The organism is Acinetobacter sp. G18, from assembly GCF_052660225.1.
Map to the genome: position 1 here is coordinate 3,783,224 of NZ_CP109658.1, position 19,801 is coordinate 3,803,024.

16 protein-coding genes are annotated in these 19,801 nt (G+C 37.9%); 1 reads left to right on the forward strand and 15 read right to left on the reverse strand.

What is annotated here, in order from left to right; genetic code table 11:
- Positions 1 to 404: 404 nt before the first annotated feature.
- The 3 genes from lldD to lldP are packed head-to-tail and all read right to left on the reverse strand — an operon-like array spanning position 405 to position 3,992.
- On the reverse strand, positions 405 to 1,556 hold the full coding sequence (lldD, locus tag NE363_RS17910; protein WP_004706043.1) for an FMN-dependent L-lactate dehydrogenase LldD: 1,152 nt from the start codon (positions 1,554 to 1,556) through the stop codon (positions 405 to 407).
- Complete coding sequence (gene lldR, locus NE363_RS17915; RefSeq protein WP_445536399.1) at positions 1,553 to 2,287, reverse strand: transcriptional regulator LldR; 735 nt, start codon at positions 2,285 to 2,287, stop codon at positions 1,553 to 1,555. Before lldR ends, lldD begins: the two co-directional genes overlap by 4 nt.
- 37 nt (positions 2,288 to 2,324) lie before the next feature.
- The gene (gene lldP / locus NE363_RS17920) at positions 2,325 to 3,992 is read right to left on the reverse strand and encodes an L-lactate permease (protein WP_191016104.1); all 1,668 of its coding nucleotides are present in this window, start codon (positions 3,990 to 3,992) and stop codon (positions 2,325 to 2,327) included.
- Between the two features lie 374 nt (positions 3,993 to 4,366).
- Between lldP and NE363_RS17925 the strand changes: the two genes are divergently transcribed.
- Positions 4,367 to 5,737: a phosphomannomutase CpsG gene (locus NE363_RS17925; protein ID WP_445535560.1), complete on the forward strand. Its 1,371-nt coding sequence runs from the start codon at positions 4,367 to 4,369 to the stop codon at positions 5,735 to 5,737.
- 43 nt (positions 5,738 to 5,780) lie between these two features.
- Here NE363_RS17925 and galE read toward each other — a convergent pair whose 3' ends face one another.
- From galE to NE363_RS17985, 12 genes are all read right to left on the reverse strand, one after another.
- Positions 5,781 to 6,797, reverse strand: coding sequence for a UDP-glucose 4-epimerase GalE (galE, locus tag NE363_RS17930; RefSeq protein ID WP_445535561.1), 1,017 nt, complete (start codon positions 6,795 to 6,797; stop codon positions 5,781 to 5,783).
- A complete protein-coding gene (pgi, locus tag NE363_RS17935) occupies positions 6,790 to 8,460 on the reverse strand; it encodes a glucose-6-phosphate isomerase (protein WP_191000889.1) in 1,671 nt (556 codons plus the stop codon). The genes galE and pgi overlap by 8 nt, the downstream gene beginning before the upstream one ends.
- Positions 8,457 to 9,719, reverse strand: a complete 1,263-nt coding sequence (locus NE363_RS17940; RefSeq protein ID WP_445535562.1) for a nucleotide sugar dehydrogenase — start codon at positions 9,717 to 9,719, stop codon at positions 8,457 to 8,459. The genes pgi and NE363_RS17940 overlap by 4 nt, the downstream gene beginning before the upstream one ends.
- A 107-nt stretch (positions 9,720 to 9,826) precedes the next feature.
- Complete coding sequence (gene galU / locus NE363_RS17945; RefSeq protein WP_134263420.1) at positions 9,827 to 10,702, reverse strand: UTP--glucose-1-phosphate uridylyltransferase GalU; 876 nt, start codon at positions 10,700 to 10,702, stop codon at positions 9,827 to 9,829.
- A gap of 11 nt (positions 10,703 to 10,713) precedes the next feature.
- A complete protein-coding gene (locus tag NE363_RS17950) occupies positions 10,714 to 12,588 on the reverse strand; it encodes a polysaccharide biosynthesis protein (protein ID WP_445535563.1) in 1,875 nt (624 codons plus the stop codon).
- Positions 12,589 to 12,799: 211 nt separating this feature from the next.
- On the reverse strand, positions 12,800 to 13,333 hold the full coding sequence (locus NE363_RS17955) for an acetyltransferase (protein WP_068935345.1): 534 nt from the start codon (positions 13,331 to 13,333) through the stop codon (positions 12,800 to 12,802).
- The gene (locus NE363_RS17960; RefSeq protein ID WP_068935343.1) at positions 13,326 to 14,342 is read right to left on the reverse strand and encodes an MraY family glycosyltransferase; all 1,017 of its coding nucleotides are present in this window, start codon (positions 14,340 to 14,342) and stop codon (positions 13,326 to 13,328) included. The genes NE363_RS17955 and NE363_RS17960 overlap by 8 nt, the downstream gene beginning before the upstream one ends.
- 3 nt (positions 14,343 to 14,345) lie before the next feature.
- Entirely contained in the window at positions 14,346 to 15,302 is a 957-nt protein-coding gene (locus NE363_RS17965; RefSeq protein ID WP_445535564.1) for an NAD-dependent epimerase/dehydratase family protein, read from the reverse strand.
- A gap of 1 nt (position 15,303) precedes the next feature.
- A complete protein-coding gene (locus tag NE363_RS17970; RefSeq protein ID WP_445535565.1) occupies positions 15,304 to 16,497 on the reverse strand; it encodes a glycosyltransferase family 4 protein in 1,194 nt (397 codons plus the stop codon).
- Between the two features lie 11 nt (positions 16,498 to 16,508).
- Positions 16,509 to 17,639 (reverse strand): non-hydrolyzing UDP-N-acetylglucosamine 2-epimerase, encoded by a 1,131-nt coding sequence (wecB, locus tag NE363_RS17975; RefSeq protein WP_068935337.1) that lies wholly within the window; start codon positions 17,637 to 17,639, stop codon positions 16,509 to 16,511.
- Between the two features lie 12 nt (positions 17,640 to 17,651).
- Positions 17,652 to 18,761, reverse strand: coding sequence for a UDP-2-acetamido-2,6-beta-L-arabino-hexul-4-ose reductase (wbjC, locus tag NE363_RS17980; RefSeq protein WP_134263426.1), 1,110 nt, complete (start codon positions 18,759 to 18,761; stop codon positions 17,652 to 17,654).
- A gap of 2 nt (positions 18,762 to 18,763) precedes the next feature.
- The gene (locus NE363_RS17985) at positions 18,764 to 19,798 is read right to left on the reverse strand and encodes a polysaccharide biosynthesis protein (protein WP_032069325.1); all 1,035 of its coding nucleotides are present in this window, start codon (positions 19,796 to 19,798) and stop codon (positions 18,764 to 18,766) included.
- Between the last annotated feature and the right edge of the window lie 3 nt (positions 19,799 to 19,801).

A 19,801-nucleotide genomic window follows, 5' to 3' on the forward strand; every position in this document is an offset into this window, starting at 1 on the left:
TTAGAACTAATATTTAAAGTAGCTAATTCCATTACTTTTGTTTTGGCATGAGTAGCGACTAAAGCTACGCAAGATCAAAACCATTGTCACTTACAGAACCTATTCGCTGTATCCATTTTTCAATTTACATTGCAAAAACAAAACTTTGCTCATACCACGCAGGCTGTAAGTGACGCTTAACACTAGCAGCTAATCTCTAGGTGTTAGATTTAATTCAAATTGGCTACGCGTTGGCGGCAGGGATGCCGCCTGTTGAGCAACCGTACAAGGAAGTACTGTTTGCTCAACAAAAGGTTTTTGGTTACTTTTGACCTTTCAAAAGTGACAAATGCCTATACGCAAAACATTAGCAAATCACCAAATTTTAAGGCTGTGCTTACTGCTTCACTTAAAAAAGTTATTTCTTAAAAACCTTGCTTCATTGCCTGTACTAAACAATCCGCATTAATATCCGAAATCGACTTAGCACCCGTGAGCGTCATCGCAACACGCATCTCTTTATCAATCAAATCAAGCAAGTTCGACACACCTTGTCCACCTGCTGCTGCCAAGGCATACACAAAAGCACGGCCAAGTAACACTGTATCGGCACCAAGAGCTAACATACGCACCACATCTAAACCATTACGAATACCAGAGTCAGCCAAAATTGCTAAATCACCTTTCACTGCATCAGCAATTGCAGGCAATGCACGAGCAGACGACATCACGCCATCTAACTGACGACCGCCATGATTCGACACCACAATCCCGTCAGCACCAAAACGCACAGCATCTTTGGCATCTTCAGGATCTAAAATACCCTTAATCACCATTGGGCCATCCCAAAACTCACGAATCCACTCAAGGTCTTTCCATGAAATAGATGGGTCGAAGTTCGAGCCTAACCAGCCAATATAGTCTTCAAGGCCAGTCGGTTTGCCTAAATATTTAGAGATATTACCCAAGTCGTGCGGACGGCCCATTAAGCCAACATTCCATGACCAGTGCGGATGAAACATCGACTGCATATAACGACGCATTGCGGCATTTGGCCCACTCATACCCGAATGTGCATCACGATAACGTGCACCCGGTACAGGCATATCGACGGTAAATACCAGTGTTGAGCAGCCTGCCGCTTTTGCACGTTCTAAAGCATTACGCATAAAACCACGGTCGCGTAATACATAAAGCTGGAACCACATCGGGCGGTTAATTGCAGGTGCAACTTCTTCAATCGGACATACCGAAACCGTTGAAAGCGTAAATGGAATACCTTTTTTGTCGGCTGCCATCGCGGCTTGCACCTCACCACGGCGTGCATACATCCCCGTTAAACCAACTGGTGCCAATGCAACCGGCATCGACAGCGTTTCGTTAAACAGTTTTGTCTCTAAACTTAACGCTGACATGTCATTCAACACACGTTGACGCAATGCAATTTCTGACAAATCTTGTACGTTACGCTTTAAGGTATATTCCGAATACGCTCCACCATCAATGTAATGAAATAAAAATGGAGGTAAGCGACGTTGTGCAGCAGCACGGTAATCATTGCCAGAAGAAATAATCATTTTGAATCAACTCTACTTAAACGATTTGCACGTTTCTGGCGAGCTTCGTCTTCATCCAGAGAACGCACATGATTAATCACAAATTCAATATGACCGCAGACAGCTTGGCGTGCGGCCTCGGGATCTTTACGATCAATAGCATCCATCACCTGAAAATGCTGCTCGCTTAGCAAGTCACCATTTATGGGGTCGTTATAAACTTTCTTACGTCCTAGCAAGACGTTGTATTGCAACAAATCAAACAGGCTACGCATCATTTGAATCAGCACCACATTGTGAGATGCTTCAGCAATTGCTAAGTGAAATTCAGCATCAGCCACAGCAGCCTGTGCTGAGTCACCTGCATTTTGGTGGCGACTAATTTCATTAAAATAATGATGAATTTTGGCGCGATCTTCAGGCGTTGAGCGCAATGCGGCATACCATGCCGTGCCACCTTCAAGTAATAACCGCGCCTCTTGCACATCGAAACGGTATAACGGATCTTCTTCAATCAGGTTGCTAATCGGGTTCACAATCAGTTGCTGTGGCCACTGTTCAGGTAACTGCTGAATATAAGTCCCATCGCCACGGCGGCTACTGAGCACCCCTTGACTATTGAGCTGTTGAATTGCTTCACGCAAAGACGGACGAGAAACTCCTAAGCTAGTTGCAAGCTGGCGTTCGGCAGGCAAGCGGTCACCTTTTTTCATGTGACGCTCTTCAATTAATGCCTGCAATTTCATGACCACTTGATCGGAGATTCTCATCGCGTTTCCTTCACTGGAGTTATGGAATCATCCACGGCACCAGATAAGCCTGAACCGTAATAATGATGCCAACAAAGACAGTGAATATGATGCTATGTTTTACCGTGAAACGGAACAAGTCAGACTCTTTTCCAACTAAGCCTACCGCTGCACACGCAATCGCAATCGACTGTGGAGAAATCATCTTACCTGTCACGCCGCCACTGGTATTCGCAGCAACCAATAACACTTCTGGAATACCAATTTGCTGCGCTGTAGTCGCCTGTAATGCCGAAAACAAAGCGTTTGAAGAGGTATCTGAACCCGTAAGGAACACACCAAGCCAGCCCAAAAATGGCGAGAAGAAAGTAAACGCATGACCCGTATGCGATAGAGCTAAAGCCAAAGTAGCAGATAAACCTGAATAGTTCGCAATAAAAGCAAACGCCAACACCATACCAATTGAATAAATCGGTGTTTTCAACTCATTAAGTGTTTCACCAAAGGTTGTTACTGCCTCACTTGCTTTCATTTTTAAGAAAATAGCAGTGATGATTGCAGCAATAAAAATTGCAGTACCTGTTGCAGAGAACCAGTCAAACTTATAAATCGCTTCGTATGGCTTCATCTCTGCCACAATTGGCGGCATTTTTTCGACCAATTTGTGCAAATACGGCACTTCAAGTTTAAAAATCCAGTGTTCAAGAGCACCATCTTTTGCAAATAATGCTTTAAATGGCTTAATGCTCCAGATCGTCACCATGACCGTTAAAATAGCAAATGGAGACCACGCCTTAGCAATTTTCCCAATACTGTAACGTTGAACCGTAGTAGGTTGCTGAGTCAAAGTTTGACCAGCTTCAGGTTCAAAACGGAAAATATGTTTTGGTTTCCAGAAACGGAACAACACAGTCAAGCTCACTAATGACGCAATTGCAGCGGTAATGTCTGGTAACTCAGGACCAATGAAGTTAGATGTAAGATATTGGGCTATCGCAAACGAACCACCACCAACGACTACCGCAGGCCAAGTTTCTTTAACACCACGCCAGCCATCCATAATCGCCATAATCCAGAACAGCACAATCAGCGTTAAAAACGGCAACTGACGACCTACCATCTGGCTAATTTCCATGGTGTCTACACCAGAAACCTGCCCTGCCACAATAATTGGAATACCCATCGCACCAAATGCCACTGGCGCTGTATTTACAATCAAGCATAAACCAGCAGCGTAGAGTGGTTTAAAGCCTAAACCAACAAGCAGTGCAGCGGTAATTGCTACAGGAGCACCAAAACCCGCTGCTCCTTCAAGGAAAGTACCAAATGCAAAACCAACCAATAACATTTGTAGACGTTGGTCTTCGGTAATTGACAAAATGCTTGAGCGAATAACCTCAAACTGGCCTGTTTTTACTGAAATTTTGTATAGAAAAACTGCCCCAATAATGATCCATGAAATTGGCCATAGACCATAGAAGAAACCGTAAATGATTGACGCAAAGGCCATTTGACCCGGCATTTGATAGAAAAAGAGCGCAATCAATAGTGCAATAATGACTGTGCCTGTACCTGCGATACTGCCTTTTAAACGAAAAACAGCCAATGCCAAAAAGAAGAAAATAATCGGGATTAATGCAACCGCACTAGACAGCCAAATATTATTTAAAGGGTCATAAAGTTGTTGCCACATATTGAGCATTGTCATCTCCTTGAAATGCCGAGGCGAAATTTTTTGTACCTTAAAAGTTTAAACATTAGCACAATTGGTATTACCAATTAAAATTTAAGTGCAAATATTGTTCCTTAAACCACAGATCACATCATAAACACAGATATTAGCAAGATCAATAATTAAATTAACACCACAATTGGTATGACCAATACAACTAAGAAAAATAAAGCTATTTCTAATTTATAAATTTATTTATTAGACTAAAGTCGCAAAAATCTTTGTTATAAATTTAGATATGAACTACAGAAATGAAGTGAAAAATTTGAATATAAAAACTATAAATATAATCATTCATTGATAAATGTATAATGTGCACACAACTCAAACCACATGTATTGAATTGAATAATGACTACTTTAACTTGTTTTAAAGCCTATGATATCCGAGGCAAACTCGGCACCGAATTGAATGAAGAAATTGCCTATAAAATCGGCCGCGCATACGGACAAATCTATAAACCAAAGACCGTGGTTGTAGGTTGTGATATTCGTCTAAGCAGTGAGTCTTTAAAACAAGCGACCATTCGCGGGTTAAATGATGCGGGTGTGGACGTTCTTGATTTAGGCATGACGGGTACTGAAGAAGTTTACTTCGCCGCTTTCCATTTAGATGTACAAGGTGGTATCGAAGTTACTGCGAGCCATAACCCAATGGACTATAACGGTATGAAATTGGTTCGAGAAAATGCTCGTCCAATTAGTGCCGATACTGGTTTAAAAGAAATTCAGGCTTTAGCAGAAACTAATCACTTTGAAGAAGTTAGTCAAAAAGGTGCAACTCAAAGTTATAATATTTTGCCTGAGTTCGTTGATCACTTAATGACTTATATTGAACCTGCAAAAATCCGTCCATTAAAGTTAGTGGTAAACGCGGGTAATGGTGCAGCTGGTCACGTGATTGATGCTATTGAAGAAAAATTTAAGGCGCTTAACGTACCAGTTGAATTTATTAAAATTCACCATGAAGCAGATGGCACTTTCCCAAATGGTATTCCTAACCCAATTTTAATTGAAAACCGTGACAGTACTCGAAATGCTGTTCTTGAGCATAAAGCGGATATGGGAATTGCTTGGGACGGCGACTTTGACCGCTGTTTCTTGTTCGATGAAAAAGGTCAATTCATTGAAGGCTACTATATTGTTGGTCTACTGGCTCAAGCTTTCTTGATTAAACAATCAGGTGAGAAAATTGTGCATGACCCACGTTTAGTGTGGAACACATTTGATATCGTAGATGAATATAAAGGTGTTGCTGTACAGTCAAAATCTGGTCACGCGTTCATTAAAGACGTTATGCGTGAACACAATGCGGTATATGGCGGTGAAATGAGTGCTCATCACTATTTCCGTGACTTTGCTTACTGCGACAGCGGCATGATTCCGTGGTTACTTACTGTTGCGCTACTTTCTGAAACAGGACAATCACTTTCAACCCTCGTTGAAAATATGATTACCAAATTTCCTTGTAGTGGTGAAATCAACTTTAAAGTAGCTGATACACAAATCACTATTCAAAAGATTTTTGATTTCTATGCCGAACAAAACCCAGAAATTGACCGTACCGATGGTGTAAGCCTTGACTTTGGTGCATGGCGTTTTAACGTCCGTGCTTCAAATACTGAACCGTTATTACGTCTCAACATTGAAAGCCGTGCAGACCGCCAAGCTCAGCCAATGCAGCATTATGTAGATGAATTGACTGGGTTGATTCAGAGCTAATCAAAAAAGAAAAAGGAGCGAATTGCTCCTTTTTTCTTGTTATTTAGTTATAACCATTAGGATTTTGCTTCTGCCAATTCCAGCTATCAGCAAGCATATCTTCCAAACTATAGTAGGGCATCCATCCAAGTTCGACTTTAGCTCGAGAAGCATCAGCATAGAAACTAGGCAAGTCCCCAGCTCTACGATCTGCAAACTCTGTTACAATCTCAACATGGTTAACTTGTTCAAAAGTTTCTTTAATTTGAAGTACAGAAATCGGTTCTCCCGTCCCAATATTCCAAGCTCTGCATCCTGTATTATTCAGACGATTCAGCACAGCTAATTCATGTGCTTTAGCTAAATCCACTACATGAATGAAGTCTCTTTCACAGGTACCATCTTGAGTTGGATAATCTTTACCAAAAATAGAAAGCTTATCACGACGTCCTACAGCGACCTGTGTTACATAAGGCATTAAATTATTTGGAATTCCTTGAGGGTCTTCACCAATACGCCCGCTTTTATGTGCACCTACTGGATTAAAATAACGTAGTAGCGCAATAGACCAGCGCGGATTAGCCTCTGCCAATTTCTGCAACATCTGCTCAATCACTAATTTAGTATAGCCATAATTATTATTGGGCATAGTAAGAGGCATATCTTCCTGATAAGGCGATGGGTTAAACTCACCGTATACAGTCGCAGACGAGCTAAAGACCAAGCAATACACACCTGCCTTTTCCATTGATTTCACAAGTTGAATACTACCCGCAATATTATTATCAAAATAAATAAGCGGTTTTTCCTGACTTTCACCAACTGCTTTTAAACCAGCGAAGTGAATAACTGCATCAACTGCATATTCTCGGAATACGCTATCTAATTCATTCGCGTTCCGAATATCACCCCTTAGAAAAGTTAAACTTTTTTGAGTGAGTTCTTTAACTCGATTTAAAGACTCTACTGAACTATTCGAAAGATTATCAAAAACAATGACTTCATGGCCTGCATTTAAAAGTTCTACACACGTGTGTGAACCAATATAACCTGCACCACCAGTAACTAGAATTTTAGCCATCTACTTTTCCTAATAAAACTTTAATCAAACCACGCGTTGAAGCATCAAGTGATGAAAGATCATTTTGAGCACCATTTAAAATTGGAAGTAATTGATCAGCAATCTGCTTACCTTTTTCAACACCCCATTGATCAAATGGATTAATATTCCAAATTACTGACTGCACAAATACTTTATGTTCATATAACGCAATCAACATTCCTAAACTATAAGGATTAAGTTCTTTTAATAATAAGGTAGAGCTAGGTTGATTACCTTCATATTGCTTATAAATAGGCAAGTTCTCTAATTCTTTCGAATCTAATGCTTCATTACCAAAAGCCAATAACCGTGACTGTGCTAAACAATTTGAAAGCGCTAGATGGTGCTGTTCAATTAACGCTTCAGCATTTTCAGCATAAGTAAAATGGTCTGCATTATAACGTTGGATCGGTGCAATAAAATCACAGCTGACTGCTTGGGAGCCTTGATGTAGCAATTGATAGAATGCATGCTGGGCATTTGGTCCGACTTCCCCCCATACAATTGGGCAGGTATCTAATTCGACTTTTTGTCCACCACGTTGTATAGATTTACCGTTAGATTCCATTTCTAACTGTTGTAAATAGGCTGCAAAATATTTTAAACGCCCATCATAAGGTAAGACTGCATGGGTCTGAATATTTAAGAAATTATTGTTCCAAATTCCTAAGAGTGCCATCAAAACTGGAATATTTTGATCAAAACTCATATGTTGAAAATGCTCATCGACGGTATGAGCACCCGCTAAAAGTTGCTGAAATCCATCAATACCGACCGTCAAAGCAATAGGTAAACCAATACAAGACCAAAGTGAATAACGACCACCCACCCAATCCCATAGCAATAATTGATTTTCAGGGGCAATTCCCCATTCAGTCATTTTGTCAGCTTTTGTGGACACACCAATAAAATGACTTTTTAATACACGACCATGTTTCCCTAATGCTTTTTCTAGCCACTGGCGCACTGTTTGAGCATTAGATAAGGTATCAATCGTTCCAAAAGACTTGGAAGAAATAATAAATAAAGTCGTTTCCGGACGTAGTTGATGAAGTAATTCTGATAACTGACTGCCATCCATAGTCGATACAAAATGAACATTGAGTGGCTTGGCTGTTTTTACCTTAAAATCAGACAAAGCATGAGTCACCATTTGAGGTCCTAAATCAGATCCCCCCACTCCAATATTGACAACATCTTGAATGACTTCGCCAGTAGCACCACGATATTGTCCAGCATGGATTTTTTCCACCAAGGCATACATACGTTCTAACTGGCTATGAACTTGTTCTGTTAAATCTGGAAACTTTGAATAATCAGTTGGTAAACGCAATGCCCAGTGCATTGCCTCACGTTGTTCAGTACAGTTAATTTTATCTTGTGAAAAAAGGCGATTAACCCATCCAGTTAAATTTTTACTCTTCGCAAGAGCTACTAGGTGTCCCAGAATATCTTTGGTTACGCGGTGCTTACTATAATCGAAGAATAACTGATCAAATTTTACAGAATAATTTTGAAATCGATCTGGTTCTAAAGCAAATAACTCTTTGATATGTAATTTTGAGTTTTCTTCAGCTAAAGTTTGAAGATGAGCTAGAGGCGAGACTAATTCCTTTGGAAATTGTTCAATTGATTTACTCATAAGCGACCTACTCCTTCATAAGCAAAACCTCTAGCTTTGACATATGCTGGATCATAAATATTACGACCATCTAAAATTAAAGGATGTTTCATTAATTGTTGTAGTTGCTTAAAGTCAGGACTCCAATATTGCTTCCATGCCGTGACTAGACACAATGCATGAGCACCTTGCGCTGCTTCATATTGATCAGTGCATAAAATTAAATCTTCACGAGACCCATAAGTTGCAGCTATTTCATCTAAAGCCTGAGGATCATGTAAACGTACTATTACACCTTGTGCCCATAGCGCAGCTAATAAAATATGAATCGGTGAATTATGTATATTTGAGGTATTCTCTTTAAAAGAAGCTCCCCAAATCGCAACCGTTTTACCATTTAGACTACAGTGATAATAATTCCATAACTTACGGAATAAAATCTCTTTCTGCTGCTCGTTAATCGCCCAAACCTGTTCTAAGAGACGGCTTTTTGTTCCAGTTTCAGATACTGTACTTGAAAGTGTTAAAATGTCGTGCGAAAAATTCTCACCACCAAATCCCACACCTGGCGATAAATAAGCAGCACCAATACGCGTATCAGCAGCAATACCATGCTTTACATTGGCGATATCGATACCTAACTTCTCGGCAACCATAGCCAAGTCATTCATATAACTAATACGGGTAGCCAACATGCCCGAGATACTGAGTTTGGTAAACTCCGCATCTAAAATAGGCATAAATAAATATTGATAACTAAAACGGAAAAATGGGCGCAACAACTCTTGCATTGTATCTCGTGCATTGTTGGACTCAACGCCCACAATCACATGCTTTACGTTCAGCACACTATTAATCGCATTTCCTTCTTGAATTACATCAGGAAAATAAACCCATTCATCTTTTGGTAAATATTGTTTTAAGTGATCAGTTCCATGTAAACCAAAAGTAGAACCATTGATCATTAATTTTGGATGAACAATTGATCGCTCACTTAATTTTTCTACTGTCTTTAAAGCAAGTTCAATTTGTGTTGGACTAAAACAAAATAAATAAACTTCAATATCTAAAGGAATCTCAGAAAAACGGCTCTCTTTTAAAAATCCTGCTTTTCTCTGTTTATTTAAATAATTATTTACTTCTTGATCTTGATACGAAAGTACAGAAATATCTTCTTCACAACTTACACAGGTACACCAATAAATTTGGTTACCATATTCAGCTAATAATGCTGCCATAACACCGGCATGTAACGTTGTTCCAAATATTGCGATTTTCATTGCACACCTGATTTTATAGATTTCTCTTCCTTTTACCAGAAGAGAATATACTGCTCTGCTATCGTATTAAGTAATTTTTACAAATACTTAAGCAGAGCTACAAAACTTTATAGTTTAAGTTCCTGAATTAACTGTTTAAAGTCATCCCCTAATTTAGGGTGTTTAACACCATAGTGTAATACAGCTTTCAAATAGCCAAGTTTACTGCCACAGTCAAATGTTTGACCTTGCATACGATAGGCTTCAACTGTATCCGTATCTTGAAGCATCGCAATAGCATCAGTTAATTGAATTTCATTACCAGCACCTTTCGGTGTATTTTCTAAAAGCTGCATAATTTTAGCTGGTAAAATATAACGTCCGACTACAGATAAATTAGAAGGTGCAAAGCCGACAGCAGGCTTTTCGACAATACCTTGCATGACAATACTTTCACCTTCATTTGGACTCTGCTGAACGTCAACAATTCCATATTGATCTACTAAATGATCTGGCACTGCTTCAACCATGATTTGAGCAGCAGCACTCACCTCATAACGAGAAATCATACGCGATAGATCATTTTTTCCTGAACCATCTTTAACCAATACATCTGGTAATAACACGGCAAAGTCATCTTGGCCTATAATACTTTTTGCGCATAAAACAGCATGCCCTAAGCCCAAAGGTTGGGGCTGTCTTACACTTACTACACTCACATGAGATGGGATGATCTGAGTAATTTCATCAAGCAAATCAAACTTTTTCTTTTGCTCTAACGTCGTTTCAAGTTCAAAGTTTCTATCAAAATAGTTTTCAATCGATGCTTTAGATGAATGGGTTACTAAAATAATTTGCTCAATTCCAGCCTCTACAGCTTCACGCACTACATATTCAATCGCAGGACGATCAACGACTGTTACCATTTCTTTAGGAATTGACTTACTTGCCGGTAAAAAACGTGTACCTAGTCCAGCTACAGGTAAAACTGCCTTTTTAATCACACAATTACTCTCTAATTAACCATAATATCTTTACTACGTTTATAACCATCAACATAGTGTTCAAGTTGGCATAACGCCCAATCAATATCTTGTGGGACAGCTGTCATACTATTCACTCGATTAAAGACTTCTTGAATTTCCGTAAGAGGATAAAATTTTTCAAATGATCGGAGAATTCTACTATGCTCAGTATATTCAGTATTTTCTTGATCAATTAATAATTCTTCATAGAGCTTCTCGCCCGGGCGTAATCCACTATACTGAATTTCGATATCCCCTTGCATTGCACCGGGTTCACGCACAGTTAACCCACTTAACGAAATCATTTGTCGAGCCAAATCTTGGATACGAACAGGTTCACCCATATCAAGTAAAAACACATCTCCCCCTTTACCTAACGCACCAGCTTGAATAACTAGCTGAGATGCTTCAGGTATAGTCATGAAGTAACGTGTTACATCTGGATGAGTCACAGTAATTGGGCCACCTTTTGCAATTTGTTGCTTAAATAACGGTACAACCGAACCTGATGAACCTAATACATTACCAAAACGCACAATACTAATCTGAGTTTGTTGTTGAGCTTCAGCCATTGCTTGACAATACAACTCAGCCATACGTTTTGAAGCACCCATGACATTGGTAGGACGTACTGCTTTATCTGTTGAAATTAAAACGAATGTCTCAACTCCTTTCTTAACAGCAGCATTTAGACTATTTGCTGTACCAATCGCATTATTTTTTAACCCTGCAATTGGATTACACTCAACTAAAGGCACATGTTTATATGCCGCTGCATGATATACAGTCTGAACTTTATATTGCTCAATAATACGTTCTAATTTCTGTTGATCTTGAACTGTACCTAAGATTGGAACTATTTCACATTGCGCTGTTAGACGTAATTCTTTTTCTATACTATAAAGAGCAAATTCAGTAATTTCATAAATAATCAACATTTTAGGTTGATTTTTAATAATCTGGCGACATAGCTCTGAACCAATAGAACCACCAGCTCCCGTTGCCATGACAACTTTATTCTGAATATTTTTTGCAAGTAAATGATCTACAGGGGGTACAGGATCACGCCCTAATAAATCAATAATGTCAACTTCACGAATGTCTGCAACTTTAAGCTCACCATCAACCAATTGAGTTAGGCCTGGAAGCTCAGTAATTTTAAGATGAGCAGGTTCTAATTGCTGAATGATTTCACTTTTACGTACACGACCTACTGAAGGTAATGCCAATAAAATTTCATCTATTCTGTACTTTTTAAAACGTTGTAAAGCTTTTTCTAAAGATAATACTTTTAAACCACCTACCATGTGATCTTGTAAAGAAGAATTATCATCAATAAAAAAAATAGGTAAATGATCACCAGAACGATACAGAACTGCCGCAATTTGTTGGCCAGCGTCACCTGCGCCATAAATTGCAACTCGCTTACGCTCTTCACTTGTTTGTAAGGCAGCCTTAACAATAAAACGGATAAATGCACGACCACACCAAACCCATCCAAACATTAAAAAGCCAAACATGAGTGGTATTGAGGTCGGAATAAATGCTGGTGAAAAAACATTCATACCGTATAAAAATACGACCATGATTGCAACAGCAATAGCTAGCTTTGCAATAAATGCTTCATTAAAAGTACGGACAATAAATCGGTAAACCCCTGTTATCATTAAGCTAAAAATAGCAATCACTGTAACGATTGCTACACCATAATTGATACCAGGAATTACTTCTGCGCCTAAGTCAAATAAACGGATGGCATAACATAACCATAAAATAACAGGGACAGCAAAAAGGTCTATAAGAACCAAAAAACATTGTTTCGCAAGTCTTGGGGCTGATGCGAATTGATAGATAATCTTTTTCACAATACTCTTCTAATCGTTCTAGTAACCGTGCGATATATATACTCATTTCTTATATAACTAGAAACAAGTTTTACGCATTGGTTACATAATGTATATTAAACCATGATTACTAATCTGTAGCACAATACTCCCCTTAGAAAACCTTATCAATCAGGGGAATTATAAAGTTATACTCTTCTACATCTTTTTTAGTCTAAACAAAACTTTATCATCACATTAAATGAGTAATAACGCTTCCGGCAGGTAGAAATGATAAAGAATCTATCTTCTTATCACCTACAACTTTAACTCCCACACTAAGATGAGCAAATTCACCAATATATGTATCATGATCAATTGATGAAGCCATATTTATGATTGCGCCATCTTTTATTTTCACATCAAATCCCACTACACAACCAGCCATAATCGTTACTCCATCACCTATTTCCGCACTTGAGCTGACAATTGCAGATGGATGTACAACTGTAGCTATCGGAATCGATAAATTTTCTAATAGATGAAACCACTTTTGTCTGAGCTGATTATTTCCTACAGCAGGAATTGCCGCAGAAATATCAGATAACACATGATGAATTTTATCTATGTTAGTAATAATTGAAAAACCAGCAATATCTGTTTTTTGGGGCCAGCTATCATCTGCAAATACTACTTTTTCCCATTTGCCCGATAAAAGTGCGGCTTCGGCAACAGATTTACCATGCCCACCGGCACCTAAAACGAGTAAGACCTTCTTCTTAAGCATTTTCAGTTTTTCCGGCGCCAAAAAATAATGCAAGTAAAATCAGTGGAATATAAGCAACCAATAATAATAGCTCAGGCATAAGTACTTTTTGCGATGCAAGATAAGCAATCGGTAAAAGCCAAAATATATTAATCAACAGAACACCCAAAGTTACTGTCGTATGGCTATTATATTTACGTGAGGCATATTGATAGGCATGAGTTCGATGCGCATCATACATCTTATGACCATTAATAACACGACGAATTAAGGTAAAAGTGGCATCTACGACAAATATACCTAAACATATAATCCATGCACAAAACAAAGCAGGGTCTGCTTTTAAAGAAATTAAAGCCAAAATACCTAAAATTAATCCTAGAAAACCACTCCCTGCATCTCCCATAAATATACGAGCCTTAGGGAAATTCCATAGCACAAAGCCAAATACACTTGCTGCTAAAATAAATAATAATTCGCTAGATAAATGTGTATCTAGTAACAAATAAATCAAAGCCAGACTGAGCACCGTAGTAATTGCTTCAACACTGGCAATTCCGTTAATTCCATCCATGAAATTATATAAATTGAGTAACCATACAAGGAAAAGCACTGCAATAATATTCGCAGACCAACCTAACTCTAAGCTGCCATTAAATAATTTAACGTCAGAGAAACCACCTAGAAAAAAAACGGCACTTATTGCAATAACAAAATGAATAGCCAGTCGAAGCATTGAATTGATATGGCCATGATCATCGAGAAAACCTAAAACCGCAACCCCTAGACCAGCACCAACTAGAATTAAGCCCGTATTTGGTTCTATTTGATGACTAACTATTAATGCCACTAAAACCATTAAGAAAGTAATAACAATCGACACTCCCCCACCACGAGGAGTCGGAATTGTATGTGAACTTCTTTCATTTGGATTATCAATAATATTTTTCTTTAATGCATAATGGCGCATGTAGCCTGTCAGCAAGAATGAAAATAAAAAACTCGCTAATACGACCCAAATCATCAGCATAAGTCACTCACTTTTCTCAAGATATATTTTTCCTGTTTTTTCTAGAGCATCATTTCCATTAACTGGAGGAACCCAATTTAATAAATTACGCGCTTTCGAAGCATCGACCTCTAAAGATAAAAATAATTGCTCGTACAATTTACTTTTACCTATACAAATAGCCCCTATCTTCATAAAAATTTGAGGAATATAGATTAGGTTTTTATTTCGCCCCATCCCTTTTCTTAACAAAGTCACAAGTTGCTGAGTTGAAAGAACCTCATTATCTGAAATTAAAAATAATTCATTTTTTGCTTGAGGGTGCTCAATACAAGTTTCAATAAATGAAACAAGATTTTCTAATGCAACAAAAGAGCGTTTATTATTAAGAGACGCAAAAGGTAAAGGTAGATTCGTTGAAGCAAGTTTAAGTAATCGAGCAAAGTTGCCAGGAGCATCGGCAGCATATACTAATGGCGGTCTAATTATGACAAGCTCAGTATTTGTATTCTGAAATAATTCTTTTAATGCTTGCTCCGCTTCCAGCTTAGAAATTGCATAATCGGCATGAGGTTGCGGTGGATCTAGCTCATCAAAAGCTTTTTTATTTGTTACGGCACCATTTACACCAATTGAACTAATAAAAATAAACCGCTGAACATTATTTTCTAAGGCTTGTCGAGCGAGTTGTAGTGTACCCTCAACATTTACCGCTCTAAACTGTTCTAAAGGATTTTGCACATTATCATTTAATATATGTGCTCTTCCTGCTAAATGTATGATTACATCAATATCAGAAGGGATAGTAGTCGAAAAAACAGATTCAGAAGTTGCGACCAACTGCTCTACTGTCTCAGGCAGAGTATGCGAATATTGTCTATTTAAAGCATATATCTTTTGGTATTTATTACTCAGAATGAGTGAGCGGATCAAAGACTTACCGACAAAACCAGATGAACCTGTAACTAAAATATTTTTCATATTACGATTCCACAATGTCAGCAAAATTTTGCAGTAACTTATCCTGATGATAATGATCTTGTAAAATTTGACGTGGTGAATTAGACAACGCGTTTAGCTTAGTTTTGCAAATTTCATCAATTAATGATGCTAATTTAACTGGATCATTTGGCTCACAGACCCAGCCAATATTATGCTCTTTAACCATATTAGCTACTTCTGCATCTTCTTCCATAATAGCTAAAATTGGCCTATCAGCAGCCATCGTAAAATAGGCCTTACTAGGAACACCGAGGCCAAGCATGCCTTCTGCTAAAGTAACAATCGCTATATCACATGAGCTCAAACCTAAACTTCGCTGTTGAGCAGCTAACTCTCCAATATAAGCAACTTTATTTTTATTGTTCTCTTCTTCAGCAAACTCTTTTACTAACCCAGCATCATTTCCACCACCGATAAATAAAAATCTGGCGGATGGGTCATTACTTAAATTAATTGCAGCTAATAAATTAGAGATACCTTGAACACGCCCCATATTTCCAAAGAATTGAAAAACTATATTTTCGTTCCAGCCAAGTGAACCGATAATTGAGGATTGCTGCTTTGATCTAACCTCTATTTCAATAAAATCTACCCAGTTCGGAATCACTGTAATATTGTCGCTATTTGTTTTTTGTTTCATTAAATTTTTCATATCACGTCCAATCACAATAAGATGATCAGCCCTAGAATAGACACGATTAAAAACGAAATTCATTATTTTAAATAAGAAAGAATTTTTCTTTAAAATTCCTGCAGGTACCAAATTTTCTGGAAAAACATCATGAACCAGTAAATACCATTTAAATGGAATAAATACTCTGAGAAAAGCTAATAAAACCAATAAAAAAAGTGGGTTAGTTCCAGACACAACAACTTTATCTTTAGCTAGGTTTTTCAATAAAATTTTGAAAAAACCAAAAGTTTGCTGTAATTGTCCTAGTAATCGCTTTAATAAATTATTTTTATCATAAGAAGCATGCAAAAATAATAAAAAGTCGATATTACTACAGAATTTTTTCTGCAGTTCTTCACGATCTTCTGAATAAGGCGCTATAACAGATAACTGCTCAACCCCATCGGATTGAGCAAGTTTCTGTATAATCTTATACCAAAAATATCCTGTAGAATTTTGAGCAGGATCAATAAACTCTGAAACAACCAACACTTTTTTCACAGTTTATAACCTTAAAATTGTTTCCAGATTACTCGATTTACATAATCTGTGTAGCTCATAATGATACGCACAACTTTTTCACTTACGTTTGGCATACTATAGTCTTCAACTAGACGTAAAAGACGATCTTCACCTCTAGTCTGACCTTCTAGAATTGCCAAACCTTGTAAAATACGTTCCGCTTTTAAGCCCACCATCATTACAGCAGCTTCTTCCATTCCTTCTGGACGCTCATGTGCTTGACGTAAGTTAAGTGCAGGGAAGTTTAGAATTGATGATTCTTCATTAATCGTTCCGCTATCAGACAATGCAGCCTTTGCAGAAAGCTGTAACTTATTGTAATCACTAAAGCCAAGTGGCTTTAATAGTTGAATTAAAGGATGAAATTCAACATTTAATTGTTCGATACGCTTACGGGTGCGAGGGTGTGTAGAAACAATTACCGGATATTTATACTTCTCCGCAACTGCATTTAACATTTCTACCAAATCTAGGAAGTTCTGATCTGAATTGATGTTTTCTTCACGATGAGCACTCACAATAAAATATTCATGCTCTTTTAAGTTCAAGCGTTCAAGTACATCAGAAGCTTCAATTTTTGCTTTGTAGTGATGAAGTACTTCAAACATTGGGCTACCTGTTTTAATTACTAAATCAGCAGGTAATCCCTCAGCCAACAAATAGTCACGTGCAATCGTACTGTACGTTAAGTTAATATCAGCAGTATGGTCAACGATTCGACGATTAATTTCTTCAGGAACGCGCATATCAAAACAACGATTTCCAGCTTCCATGTGAAAAGTTGGAATCTTGCGGCGTTTTGCAGGTAATACTGCCATACAGCTATTCGTATCCCCTAAAACAAGTAAAGCTTCAGGTTGTACTTCATCTAGAATCTTATCAACTGCAATAATGACATTACCAATCGTTTCTGCACCTGTCGCACCAGCCGCATTTAAGAAATGGTCAGGTTTACGGATGCCCAAATCAGTAAAGAAAATTTCATTCAATTCATAGTCATAGTTTTGACCAGTATGAACAATAACGTGATCAAAATATTCATCACACGCAGCCATTACACGAGATAAGCGGATAATTTCTGGACGTGTACCCACCACTGTCATTAATTTTAACTTTTTCACTACTCTTTACTCTTAATTTGTTATTGGCATCGCATAAGTATCTGGCTTATTACGATCAAAGATTTCATTTGCCCATAGCATTACTACCATCTCTTCATCACCAATGTTAGTAATATCATGTGTCCAGCCTGGCACTGTTTCTACAATTCGTGGTTCATCACCATGTGTTTCAAGCTCATAAAACTCACCTGTCACAACATGCTTAAACTTAAATAGTGCCTTACCTTTAATAACAAGAAACTTTTCAGTTTTCGTATGGTGATAGTGTCCACCACGAGTAATACCCGGATGAGCAGTAAAGTAAGAAAATTGGCCTGCATCTGGTGTTTTTAGCATTTCAACAAATATGCCACGAGCATCGCCATATTTTGGAACACTGTAGTCAAATTGCTCTGGCTTAAAAAAGCTTAAATATGTTGAATAGAGTGCGCGAGTTAAACCTGTCCCTACACGATCTGTGATAAGCGTATCGCGAGATGCCTTAAAACCATTTAAAACGTTAGCCAAATCACCTACTGTAATTTGGTATTCAGGTTCAACTTGGAAAACTTGCTCAACCTGCTGACCATTTATAATATTCCAGAATGTTTCAACTACATCGTCGACATACACCAGACGAATCACAGCATTTTCGTCATGAATTTGTAGCGGTAAGTCATTTGCAACGTTATAGCAAAAAGTTGCAACAGCTGAATTATAGTTAGGACGTGACCACTTACCAAAAACATTAGCTAAACGGCAAATATGAACAGGATTACCTTGTGATTGATTGAGAGCTACCAGAGCCTGCTCTCCACCTAGTTTACTTTTACCATAAGGATTATCACGTTCAACCTGAATAGAAGACGATAAAATAACAGGAGTTTTCTTATTTGCTTGCTGCAAAATCTGGCAGATTTTTTCAGTTAAGCTGGTATTACCTTCAGCAAACTCTTCTTCATTTAAAGGACGATTCACGCCCGCTAAATGCACTATCCAATCCGAAGCGAGAACTGCTTGCTCAAGCTCCTGATCTGTTGTTTCACGATGAGTTTTTAAAATCTCGACTTCAGGTTTTTCTAATAAAAACTGAATAAGGTTTTTTGCGATAAAACCATTAGAACCGGTAACTAAAACTTTCATGCTTAAGCCTCTGGTGAAATATATTCGCCTCTAGTTAGCGCGCGAACAAAATCAAGTTTAAGCAATAATTGTTTCATGCCCTCTACATCCAAACGAGTAGTATTATGTGAGTTGTAATCTTCAAACTCAGTAATTTTTAAATCACCATCTTCAACATATTTTTCATAGTTCAAATCACGTTGATCGGCTGGAACACGGAAATAGTCGCCTTGATCAAAAGCATGTACCATTTCTTCTCGGCTTAATAATGCTTCGAAAGCCTTCTCGCCATGACGAGTTCCCATAATAGCAATCGGATGATCTTTAACATTTAATAATTCTTTTAAAGCTTCAGCTAAGACTGCGATTGTTGCAGCTGGGGCTTTCTGTACAAAAATATCTCCATTTTCACCGTGTTCAAAAGCGTATAGAACCAAATCTACTGCATCTTCCAAAGTCATCATGAAACGAGTCATATTAGGATCAGTAATCGTAAGAGGTTTGCCCTGACGAATTTGATCAACAAATAAAGGAATTACCGAACCACGTGATGCCATTACGTTACCATAACGAGTACCACAGATAACTGTATCTAGACCTTCTAAGTTACGTGATTTTGCAACCATAACTTTTTCCATCATAGCCTTAGAAATACCCATGGCATTGATTGGATAAACAGCTTTATCTGTGCTTAAACACACGACACGCTTAACATGGTTCTGAATTGCAGCTTCAAGTACATTTTCAGTACCCATTACGTTCGTTTTGACAGCTTCCATTGGGTGGAATTCACAAGAGGGTACTTGCTTTAAAGCAGCTGCATGATAAATATAATCAACGCCACGGGTCGCATTTAAAATACTGTTATAGTCACGTACATCACCAATATAAAATTTTAATTTTGATGAATGATATTTCTTACGCATATCATCTTGTTTTTTCTCATCGCGACTAAAAATACGGATTTCTTTAATATCTGTTTCTAAAAAACGCTTTAAAACAGCATTACCAAAAGATCCTGTACCACCTGTGATTAATAAAGTCTTATCTTTAAACACAGT

Bases quoted from the DNA above. Each gene is read 5' to 3' on its own strand.
- wbjC (WP_134263426.1), bottom strand. From the start codon at position 18,761: ATGAAAGTTTTAGTTACCGGTTCTAATGGTTTTATCGCAAAAAACCTT.
- NE363_RS17955 (WP_068935345.1), bottom strand. From the start codon at position 13,333: ATGCTTAAGAAGAAGGTCTTACTCGTTTTAGGTGCCGGTGGGCATGGT.
- NE363_RS17925 (WP_445535560.1), top strand. From the start codon at position 4,367: ATGACTACTTTAACTTGTTTTAAAGCCTATGATATCCGAGGCAAACTC.
- NE363_RS17965 (WP_445535564.1), bottom strand. From the start codon at position 15,302: ATGAAAAATATTTTAGTTACAGGTTCATCTGGTTTTGTCGGTAAGTCT.
- lldD (WP_004706043.1), bottom strand. From the start codon at position 1,556: ATGATTATTTCTTCTGGCAATGATTACCGTGCTGCTGCACAACGTCGC.
- galE (WP_445535561.1), bottom strand. From the start codon at position 6,797: ATGGCTAAAATTCTAGTTACTGGTGGTGCAGGTTATATTGGTTCACAC.
- NE363_RS17960 (WP_068935343.1), bottom strand. From the start codon at position 14,342: ATGCTGATGATTTGGGTCGTATTAGCGAGTTTTTTATTTTCATTCTTG.
- NE363_RS17940 (WP_445535562.1), bottom strand. From the start codon at position 9,719: ATGAAAATCGCAATATTTGGAACAACGTTACATGCCGGTGTTATGGCA.
- lldP (WP_191016104.1), bottom strand. From the start codon at position 3,992: ATGACAATGCTCAATATGTGGCAACAACTTTATGACCCTTTAAATAAT.
- pgi (WP_191000889.1), bottom strand. From the start codon at position 8,460: ATGAGTAAATCAATTGAACAATTTCCAAAGGAATTAGTCTCGCCTCTA.